Origin of the sequence: Lutibacter sp. (assembly GCF_041562875.1) — a bacterium.
Lineage (GTDB): Bacteria > Bacteroidota > Bacteroidia > Flavobacteriales > Flavobacteriaceae > Lutibacter.
In genome coordinates, this window is the sequence record NZ_JBFFOE010000094.1 from 1 (window position 1) to 9162 (window position 9162).

Below are 9162 nucleotides of genomic sequence, written 5' to 3' on the forward strand. Positions count from 1 at the left end.
AATTAGATATTTAAGGTTTTTACTTCAAAGTGAAATGCCCAAATTTTTAGGATATTATAAAAATATTGAAGAGGACTATTTACTAATTATGAATGGAATAGAAGCAAGTAATTTAAAAAGTAATTTTAAAATTAGAATACTTAATAATATGTTGTTAGTTAGTACTTTAAGTAGTGAAAAATCAGAAGAAATTAAACAAAAATCAAATAAGATACACTAATGTTTATACTTATTACTATTGTTACATTTTTACTTATGGAAGGCGTAACTTGGCTTACACATAAATATGTAATGCACGGTTTAATGTGGTATTTTCACGAAGATCATCATCAACCAAAATATCAAAATTGGTTTGAAAGAAACGATGTTTTTTTCGTTGTATTTGCTATACCAAGTATTTTATTGTTTTATTTCGGATTTCAAGATGGATTAAATTTTCTGTTTTTTATAGGATTAGGAATATTTTTTTACGGACTTGCCTATTTTTTAGTGCACGATGTTTTAATTCATAAGCGTTTTAAATGGTTTAATAAAACCAATAACAAATATTTAGTAGGATTGCGGAAAGCACATAAAGTTCATCATAAACATTTAGGGAAAGAAGAAGGTGAATGTTTTGGAATGTTATTTGTTCCTTTTAAATATTTTAAGATATAATGTATTTATATTTAGCTCTAAATATTGCCAGTTTTTCAATACCTTTTTTATATAGTTTTGAAAAGAAAATGAATTACATCCAATATTGGAAATCGGTTTTTTTATCAATATTTTTAGTGTCAATTCCTTTTTTAATTTGGGATGTACTATTTACTCAAAACGGTATTTGGGGATTCAATCCTCAATATCATTTAAACCTACTTATTTTTGGATTACCGATTGAAGAAATTTTATTTTTCATTTGCATACCATACGCAAGTATTTTTACGCATTATGCAATTGGTTATTTTTTTCCAAATCTTCAGTTATCTAAAAAACTTACAAACTATATCTCTATAGTTTTGTTTTTAGTAGCAACTATTGTACTAATTTTTAATACAGATAAATGGTATACGTTTATAAACCTGCTTGTTTTTGTTGGTTTATTGGCTTATTCATTAATTACTAAAAACACGATCTTACAAAAATTCTATCTTACTTTTTTGGTGATATTAATTCCATTTTTTATTGTAAACGGAATTTTAACAGGTAGTTTTATTCATCAGGAAGTTGTTTGGTATAACGATGCTGAAAATTTAGGAATTCGATTATTTACAGTGCCTGTTGAAGATGCTTTTTATGCGTTTAGTATGCTTTTTGCTAATTTAATTTTAATTGAAAAGTTTAAAAAAGTATTCAATTAATTGAAATTTATGGATAAAAATGAAATTGCCATTTTTTGGTTTAGAAGAGATTTGAGATTGCATGATAATTGCGGATTGTATCATGCCTTGCAATCTGGTTACAAAGTATTACCAATTTTTATTTTTGATGAAGAAATTCTAAACGATCTTCCAAAAAATGATGACAGAGTTTCTTTTATTTATGAAACTTTAAATGCAATAAATAGAGAACTGCTTAAAATAGGTTGTGCTGTTAAAATTGAAAAAGGAACTGTTTTAGAAGTATGGAAAACCTTGCTGGAAAATTATACGATAAAGGAAGTTTATACAAATAAAGATTATGAGCCTTACGCTATTAAAAGAGAGGGAAAATTAGAATCTTTTTTTTCAGAAAAAGGAGTAGTGTTTAAATCATTTAAAGATCAGGTAATTTTTGAGGAAAATGAAATTGTAAAAAATGATGGTTTGCCTTATACAGTTTTCACTCCATATAAAAATAAATGGTTGCAGAAATACCATAATGTTACTATTCAAAAATTTCCTTCAGAAACATTAATAGCGAATTTTTTTAAAGCTGCTTTTACATTTTCAAACTTGTCTGATATTGGTTTTGTAAAATCTTCAATGAAAGTTAAGCCAATAAATAATTCATGTATTTCAAATTATGTAAAAACCAGAGATATTCCTTCTGTGGAAACCTCAAATCTATCAGTTCACTTGCGTTTTGGATTAATAAGTGTTAGAAAGTTAGTTGATTTTACAATGAAAGTAGATCCAACATTTACAAGCGAGTTAATTTGGCGTGAGTTTTTTATGCAAATTCTCTATCATTTTCCAAAAGTTGTTAATGAAAATTTTAAATCGAAATACAATTTTATTCAATGGAGAAATAATGAAGCTGAATTTAAATTATGGTGTGAAGGTAAAACCGGATATCCAATTGTTGATGCAGGAATGCGACAATTAAATGAAACTGGTTATATGCATAACAGAGTTAGAATGATAGTAGCAAGTTTTTTAATTAAGCATTTATTAATTGATTGGCGTTGGGGTGAAGCTTATTTTGCTGAAAAATTATTAGATTTTGAGTTGTCTGCCAATAATGGAAACTGGCAATGGGTTGCTGGTACTGGTTGCGATGCTGCCCCTTATTTTAGAGTTTTTAATCCATTTACGCAACAACAAAAGTTTGATCCAGATTTTAAATATATTAAAAAGTGGAATCCCAATTATAAGGAAACTCCCGAAATTGTGGAACATAAATTTGCGAGAGAACGGTATTTAACGGTGTTAAAAAAAGCATTATTTAAATAGGTTCTGCCAATTTTGAAATCATTCCATTAAATACAAACCAGTGAAATGGTATAACTGAAAGCCAGTACAGCCGTCCTGCAATGCCTTTAGGTCTGAAAGTAGCAGTTTGATACAATATGTTATCTTCGATTTTAAATTCTAACCATGCTTCCCCAGGCAATTTCATTTCAGCATATAATAACAATCTTTTCTGTTTTTTATCGGCATAAATTACACGCCAAAAATCGAGGGAATCACCAATATGAAGTTCTGTTGGATTTGTTCTGCCTCTTCTTAAACCAATACCTCCAAAAACTTTATCTATAAAACCTCTCAGCTTCCATAGAAAATTGCCATAATACCAGCCATTTTCTCCACCAATAGCCCAAATTTTATTCAAAGTTAATTCAGTGTTTTTAGCTGCTCGTTGTTTTTTATCTTTAAAGCAACCATAGGTTGGTACATTTATATATTCATGAGCTTTGTGTTGTAAACGACCACTTATAAATGAGTCTTTCCAACTGGAAACAATACTATTTTGCTCAATTTTAACAAATGCATTTTTTATTGCTTTTTTGTAAGAAATTGGCTCAATATCTAAAAGTTTATTAATATTACTGGGTTTTCCAATAATTTCAATGCCCATACTATTTACAAGTGAAGACGCAAGTTTATAAGATGTTGATGTAACAAAGTATAGCCAATAAGAAGATAATTTTGGGGTCATAATAGGTACCGTTAGAATGTATCTTTTAAGACCTCTTATTTTTGCGAATTCAAGTAGCATTTCGTTATAAGTTAATATTTCTGGACCAAAAATATCAAAAGACTTACTATATAATTTTTCGTTTCTAAGTGCTCTCAATAAAAAAAATAGAACATCTCTTATAGCAATAGGTTGTGTTTTAGTGTTCAACCATTTTGGAGCAATCATTACAGGTAATTTTTCAACTAAATCTCTAATAATTTCAAATGAGGAACTTCCCGAACCGACAATGATGCCTGCTTTAAAAGTTGTTAGTGCATAGGTGTTTGATTGTAAAATGCTTTCTACATTTTTTCTGGATAATAAATGTTTTGAAAGTTTGGTGTCGTTGGTAATTCCACTTAAATAAATTACTTGTTTTGCCGAAGTTTTTTCTATAAATTCCTTGAAATTTTGAGCGCAATTTTCTTCTAAGGAATGAAATTCGGTTGAAGAATTTGACATAGAATGTATTAAATAATACGCTACATCAATATCTTGAGGAATATTTGTTAATGTATCAGGCTTTAAAAAATCAGCTTCAATAATTTCTATATAATCATCTTTCTGATATTTAATTGCTCTAGAAGCATCTCTTACAGAGCAAACCACCGTATGGCCTTCATTCAATAATAGCGGTATTAATCGTTTTCCAATATAACCGGTTGAGCCTGTAACAAGAATTTTCATATTAGTTTAAATTATAGGTCTTTGATATTCAAAGCGTTGTTTTAAATCGGGTATTGCATAGCCATCCAAACCATTAATTGCAGCAATTGTTCCTTTTGATAAATTAATGAAACCATCTTCTTCCAATAGGTTTTCTTTAATATAGAGTCCCCATATTTCTCCAATAACAAGTTTGGTGTTATTAGATTTTATATCATATTCTTCAATATATTTCATAGATAATTGAATTGGGCAATCTTTAACAAAAGGCGCATAAAAATGATCTTTATACTCAGTTTCTAAATCTGTCACATCAAATTCTGAGATGTTTTTATCATATTTTGCTGATGTATGATGCGCATCTTTCAATATTTTTTTGTGAATATGATTAATGGTAAAATAACCAGTCTCCATTATATTTTCATAGGTATTTCTTAAAACTGTTGTTGGTCTCAAAAAAAAACCTAGTATGGGCGGAGATGAGCCAATATGCGTAATTGAACTAAAGATAGCAACATTTGTTCTGTTTTCAATTGATTTTGTTGAAATTAAATTAGCAGATTTATAGCCAGCACAACTATTGATAAGGTTTATTTTATATAAGTGTTCTAAAGAATTGATTTCCTTTGTATTGAAATAAATCATTATAAACTTTTAAAATTGTTAATTTTAATGTCTTTAGCTTTTAAATCGAACATTAAATTGTACAGTCCAAAAAAAGTTCTGTTGATATAAATAAAGTGTTTAGAACCTCTATTACCATTCATGTTTTTAAGTTCGGTGCTTTTTGAATAGCGTTCACCTAAATCTGCAATTTGTTTAAAAAATGTTGGATCAGAAAAATCGAATGTTTCTTCATGAAATGGTTGTGTGAATAAACTTAACATATCATAAAACATGGCTGTGAAAAAAGCTAATTCTTCTTTAGAATCATCAGTTCTTAATATTTCTAACTCAAACAAGGTTTCTTTAAATAATTGAACATTATTGATATTTTCTTTTTTTGCCAATTCAAAATAAGGAATATAAAATTCATCTGGAATGGTTTTCATACAACCAAAATCAATTGCAATTAATTCAGTATTTTCTGAAATTAAAAAATTTCCGGGATGCGGATCAGCGTGTACCTTTTTTAAATGATGTATTTGATACATATAAAAATTCCACAACGCTTGTCCTAATTTATTCGATTTTTTTTGATCTGTATTGTGAGCTGTAAATTCTGATAAATGTTCGCCATGCATCCAGTCCATGGTAATAATTTTTTCTGAAGAAAATTCTTCATAGTACTTAGGGAATAGTAAATTAGGAATATGAGCACAAGCTGCTGAAATTTCTTTACTTTGTTTAATCTCTAAAAAGTAATTTGTTTCTTCAATTAGTTTGTCTTCAACTTCCTTAAAATATTTGTCGGAATCTTTACCTTTAATGTTAAACATACTAATGGCAATAGGCTTTACCAAGGCTAAATCACTAGAGATGCTATTTGCTATACCTGGATATTGAATTTTTACCGCTAAATTTTTACCATTTTTTGTGGCTTTATGAACCTGTCCAATACTTGCGGCATTTACAGAATTAGAATTAAAAGTATCAAATAGTTCATTTGGAGATTTTCCAAAGTATTTTTTAAATGTTTTAACTACCAATGGAGCAGATAAAGGCGGCACGGAAAATTGTGACAGGGAAAATTTTTCTACATAGGCTTTTGGTAAAATGCTTTTTTCCATACTTAGCATTTGTGCAACTTTTAAGGCGCTTCCTTTTAGTTTTTTTAAACCATCGTAAATATCTTCGGCATTGTTTTTATTTAAGCGTTCTTTAGCTTCAATTTCTGGATTTATAATTTTATCTCCGTAATATTTTAAATAATTCACCCCAACTTTTGCGCCTGTTTGCATGAGTTTAGAAGCTCTTTGTATTTTAGAAACAGGAATTTTATCTATGCTTTTTATCATTATCTATAAGTTTAAAGTCATTTTTTCTTTGTACAAAAATTTACCAAAATCAATCATGCTTTTTAAAGGCGTTGTGGAAATGATATCGAAGCTAGTATTGATTGATTTTTCAATAAAAATGTCCGTTTTTTCAAATGATATAGAGCTGTCATTTAGCCAAAATCGCAGTGTAATCAAAAGCTGTACCCAAGCACTTTCCTGAATGCTTTTTTGTTGAAACTGCATTATGTTTTTCTGTTTAAAATCAATAGTTTCTATTTCAAGTCCATTAATATAATGTACAAAGCTCTTTTTTAATTCAGTAAGCTTTTTTAACTTATTTAAATGATTTTTATTGTCATTCAATGCAATGAGCACATAACTTCTATTTGCCGAAAGATTTTCAAAAAAAGTAAAATAAAAACTCAATAATTTGTTTCGAGCATCAAATGTTGGGTATTCTTCACTTTTTTCTAAAGCTAGCATTGAATTGTCAAAGAACGTTTTGAAAATAGCTTTTTCAAGAGATTCAAAAGAGCCAAAATAGCTGTAAAATAATGATTCGTCAAAATTGGAAGCCTTCGCAAATGCGTAAACTGATTTTGGGGATGATTCATTTTCTAACACATAGCTCATATAGCTTGAAATGATTTCGTTGTGTGATGCTTTTTTATTTTTTGCCATAATTTATTTTGTTTAATGAAATATTATGTAAATTAAACAAAAATTAATAATACATCAAATAAATAGTTATAGTTAATAATTATGGTACCATAACTAAAAGATATATGAATTATTTTAAAAAGTGTTTCGTTATGTTTAATATTGTATAAAATAAATTAAACAAAAAAAATGAATTATAAATCAGCTGTTACTAGAAAGGAACATTTTAATTCGGCACATAGATTGCACAATGCTACGTGGTCTGATGAAAGAAATAAAAGTGTATTTGGTAAATGCAACAATCCAAATTTTCATGGTCATAATTATGAACTTGAAGTTAAAGTAATTGGTTCTATTAATGAGGATACGGGTTATGTTATAGATACTAAGGAGTTATCGGATTTAATTAAAATGAATATTCTTGAAAAATTTGACCATAAAAATTTAAACTTAGATGTTGAAGAATTTAAAGATTTAAATACAACTGTAGAAAATATTGCAATGGTTATTTATATGATTTTAAGACCTCTAATTGAGAAAAAATACGAACTAAAAATTAAACTTTATGAAACACCAAGAAACTTTGTTGAATTTCCCTATTAACGGAAATAAATTAAACGGTTTTTCGTTTGATGAAATAGGAGATGATCATTTATATACTGGAATTGAAACACCTTTAACTGAAGATGCTTTTTTGTTAAGCGATGAGGAAAAGAAAGAAAAAATAGCTAAATTATTTGCTCAAATAATGAAAGTAATGGGGCTAGATTTAAGTGATGATTCTTTAAAAGGAACACCTAAAAGAGTTGCGAAAATGTATATTGATGAAATTTTTTCAGGATTAAATCCTGCTAACAAACCTAAAATTGCATTGTTTGATAATAAATATCAATACAATCAGATGTTGGTTGAAAAAAATATTCAGTTTTATTCAAATTGCGAGCATCATTTTGTGCCAATTTTTGGTAAAGTACACGTGGCGTATATATCATCTGGAAAAGTTATTGGACTATCAAAAATTAATAGAATTGTACAATATTTTGCAAACAGACCGCAAGTACAAGAGCGTTTAACAAATCAAATTGCGAGAGAATTGGCTATCATTTTACAAACAGAAGACATTGCGGTAATTATTGACGCAAAGCATTTATGTGTAGCTTCTAGAGGAATTAAAGACGATTCATCAGCAACAGTTACAAGTTTTTATGGTGGTGTGTTTAATTCGCCTGAAAAAATTGTAGAATTTCACAATTATTTAAATTTATAAATTATGGATTTGGTTGAAAAAGGAATTGAATTTGAACAACGAAAAATTTCGTTAAAAACAACTAACGAACGTATTGTAGCGTCAAAAGAAGTAAAATCATTAATTTTAGGAATTAATGAAATATACAAAAAGACTAAAAATCCAGATTTAATGGATATCATGAAGCGTTTAACAGTAATAAAGCGAAAAATTGAGAAACGTTTAAAATTACAAATTACAATTTAAAACAGTAACAAAATGAAAATAATAGCGAGTACAGTTACCATCTTTAGTTTGTTTTTAACAAGCTATTTAATTACTAATAATCCAGAAAAAATGAAATCAACAAATTCAATTTACGACATTTCTATAAAAAGTTTATCGGGAGAAAAAATAGATTTAGCTACCTTTAAAGGAAAGAAAATTCTTTTTGTAAACACTGCTTCAGAATGCGGATTTACAAAACAATATGCCGATTTGCAAAAATTGCACGAAACATACAAAGAAAAATTAGTTATAATTGGCGTGCCTTGTAATCAGTTTGGTGGTCAGGAACCAGGAAATGCTTCGCAAATTCAATCTTTTTGTCAGGTTAATTATGGTGTTACTTTTTTGATGACTGAAAAGGTGGATGTGAAAGGAGATAACCAACATCCTTTATATAAATGGCTCACTCAAAAAGAATTAAACGGCGTAAAAAGTAGTTCGGTAAAATGGAATTTTCAAAAATACTTAATAGATGAAAATGGTAATTTTATTGATTATTATTACTCAATTACAGGTCCTTTGAGTAGTAAAATTACAAAGCAACTGTAATGAAACAAATGATGTGGTTAGTATTGTTTTTACTAATAAATTTTTCAGCACTTGGTATTGGTAGTTGGCTAATGAATAGCGGCCCAACATCTAATTGGTACTTAACATTGAATAAGGCTCCTTGGACACCTCCAGATTGGGTTTTTGGTGTTGCTTGGACAACTATAATGGCCTGTTTTTCAATCTATTTGTATTATTTAATGAACGCAAAAGCTACTGATACGTTTTGGTTATTGTTTATCATTCAATTTGTTTTAAATGTTTCGTGGAACTTTGTGTTTTTTAATCAGCACGCCATTGGTTTTGGGTTGATAGTAATTGTATTGCTTACAGTACTTATTGGATATTATTTGTTCAATTTTGTTGCTGATATGAAATTAAAATCACTTTTAATTCTACCTTATTTTGTATGGTTACTCATTGCAACTAGCTTAAATGCTTATTCTTATATAAAAAATTAAGGTTATGAAACGA

Annotated in this window: 12 protein-coding genes and 1 pseudogene; 9 read left to right on the forward strand and 4 right to left on the reverse strand. The window is 28.2% G+C overall.

Annotated features, from left to right (window positions below):
• The 4 genes and pseudogenes from ABY863_RS11100 to ABY863_RS11115 all read left to right on the forward strand — a co-directional run.
• A pseudogene (locus tag ABY863_RS11100) lies at nucleotides 1-220 on the forward strand (hypothetical protein); the annotation flags it as partial.
• Nucleotides 220-657 carry a carotene hydroxylase gene (locus ABY863_RS11105; protein WP_372794807.1) on the forward strand — a complete coding sequence of 146 codons (438 nt, stop codon included), beginning with the start codon at nucleotides 220-222 and terminating at the stop codon, nucleotides 655-657. The pseudogene ABY863_RS11100 and the gene ABY863_RS11105, both read left to right, overlap by 1 nt.
• Nucleotides 657-1340: a lycopene cyclase domain-containing protein gene (locus ABY863_RS11110; protein ID WP_372794809.1), complete on the forward strand. Its 684-nt coding sequence runs from the start codon at nucleotides 657-659 to the stop codon at nucleotides 1338-1340. Before ABY863_RS11105 ends, ABY863_RS11110 begins: the two co-directional genes overlap by 1 nt.
• Nucleotides 1341-1349: 9 nt before the next feature.
• On the forward strand, nucleotides 1350-2633 hold the full coding sequence (locus tag ABY863_RS11115) for a deoxyribodipyrimidine photo-lyase (RefSeq protein WP_372794811.1): 1284 nt from the start codon (nucleotides 1350-1352) through the stop codon (nucleotides 2631-2633).
• Here ABY863_RS11115 and ABY863_RS11120 read toward each other — a convergent pair.
• The 4 genes from ABY863_RS11120 to ABY863_RS11135 are packed head-to-tail and all read right to left on the reverse strand — an operon-like array spanning nucleotide 2626 to nucleotide 6647.
• Nucleotides 2626-4047, reverse strand: coding sequence for an SDR family oxidoreductase (locus tag ABY863_RS11120; RefSeq protein ID WP_372794813.1), 1422 nt, complete (start codon nucleotides 4045-4047; stop codon nucleotides 2626-2628). The genes ABY863_RS11115 and ABY863_RS11120 overlap by 8 nt on opposite strands.
• A gap of 6 nt (nucleotides 4048-4053) precedes the next feature.
• Nucleotides 4054-4671 carry a flavin reductase family protein gene (locus ABY863_RS11125; RefSeq protein WP_372794815.1) on the reverse strand — a complete coding sequence of 206 codons (618 nt, stop codon included), beginning with the start codon at nucleotides 4669-4671 and terminating at the stop codon, nucleotides 4054-4056.
• Complete coding sequence (locus tag ABY863_RS11130; protein WP_372794828.1) at nucleotides 4671-5981, reverse strand: ABC1 kinase family protein; 1311 nt, start codon at nucleotides 5979-5981, stop codon at nucleotides 4671-4673. The genes ABY863_RS11125 and ABY863_RS11130 overlap by 1 nt, the downstream gene beginning before the upstream one ends.
• 6 nt (nucleotides 5982-5987) lie before the next feature.
• Nucleotides 5988-6647: a TetR/AcrR family transcriptional regulator gene (locus ABY863_RS11135; protein WP_372794818.1), complete on the reverse strand. Its 660-nt coding sequence runs from the start codon at nucleotides 6645-6647 to the stop codon at nucleotides 5988-5990.
• 168 nt (nucleotides 6648-6815) lie between these two features.
• Here ABY863_RS11135 and ABY863_RS11140 point away from each other — a divergent pair, with 168 nt between their 5' ends.
• The 5 genes from ABY863_RS11140 (at nucleotide 6816) to ABY863_RS11160 (ending at nucleotide 9149) form a co-directional block, all read left to right on the forward strand.
• On the forward strand, nucleotides 6816-7229 hold the full coding sequence (locus tag ABY863_RS11140) for a 6-pyruvoyl tetrahydropterin synthase family protein (protein ID WP_372794820.1): 414 nt from the start codon (nucleotides 6816-6818) through the stop codon (nucleotides 7227-7229).
• Nucleotides 7192-7893 (forward strand): GTP cyclohydrolase I FolE, encoded by a 702-nt coding sequence (gene folE, locus ABY863_RS11145; RefSeq protein ID WP_372794822.1) that lies wholly within the window; start codon nucleotides 7192-7194, stop codon nucleotides 7891-7893. The genes ABY863_RS11140 and folE overlap by 38 nt, the downstream gene beginning before the upstream one ends.
• Nucleotides 7894-7896: 3 nt before the next feature.
• On the forward strand, nucleotides 7897-8118 hold the full coding sequence (locus tag ABY863_RS11150) for a hypothetical protein (RefSeq protein WP_372794824.1): 222 nt from the start codon (nucleotides 7897-7899) through the stop codon (nucleotides 8116-8118).
• A gap of 90 nt (nucleotides 8119-8208) precedes the next feature.
• Nucleotides 8209-8688 carry a glutathione peroxidase gene (locus ABY863_RS11155; RefSeq protein WP_372794830.1) on the forward strand — a complete coding sequence of 160 codons (480 nt, stop codon included), beginning with the start codon at nucleotides 8209-8211 and terminating at the stop codon, nucleotides 8686-8688.
• Nucleotides 8688-9149 carry a TspO/MBR family protein gene (locus tag ABY863_RS11160; RefSeq protein WP_372794826.1) on the forward strand — a complete coding sequence of 154 codons (462 nt, stop codon included), beginning with the start codon at nucleotides 8688-8690 and terminating at the stop codon, nucleotides 9147-9149. Before ABY863_RS11155 ends, ABY863_RS11160 begins: the two co-directional genes overlap by 1 nt.
• Nucleotides 9150-9162 lie beyond the last annotated feature (13 nt).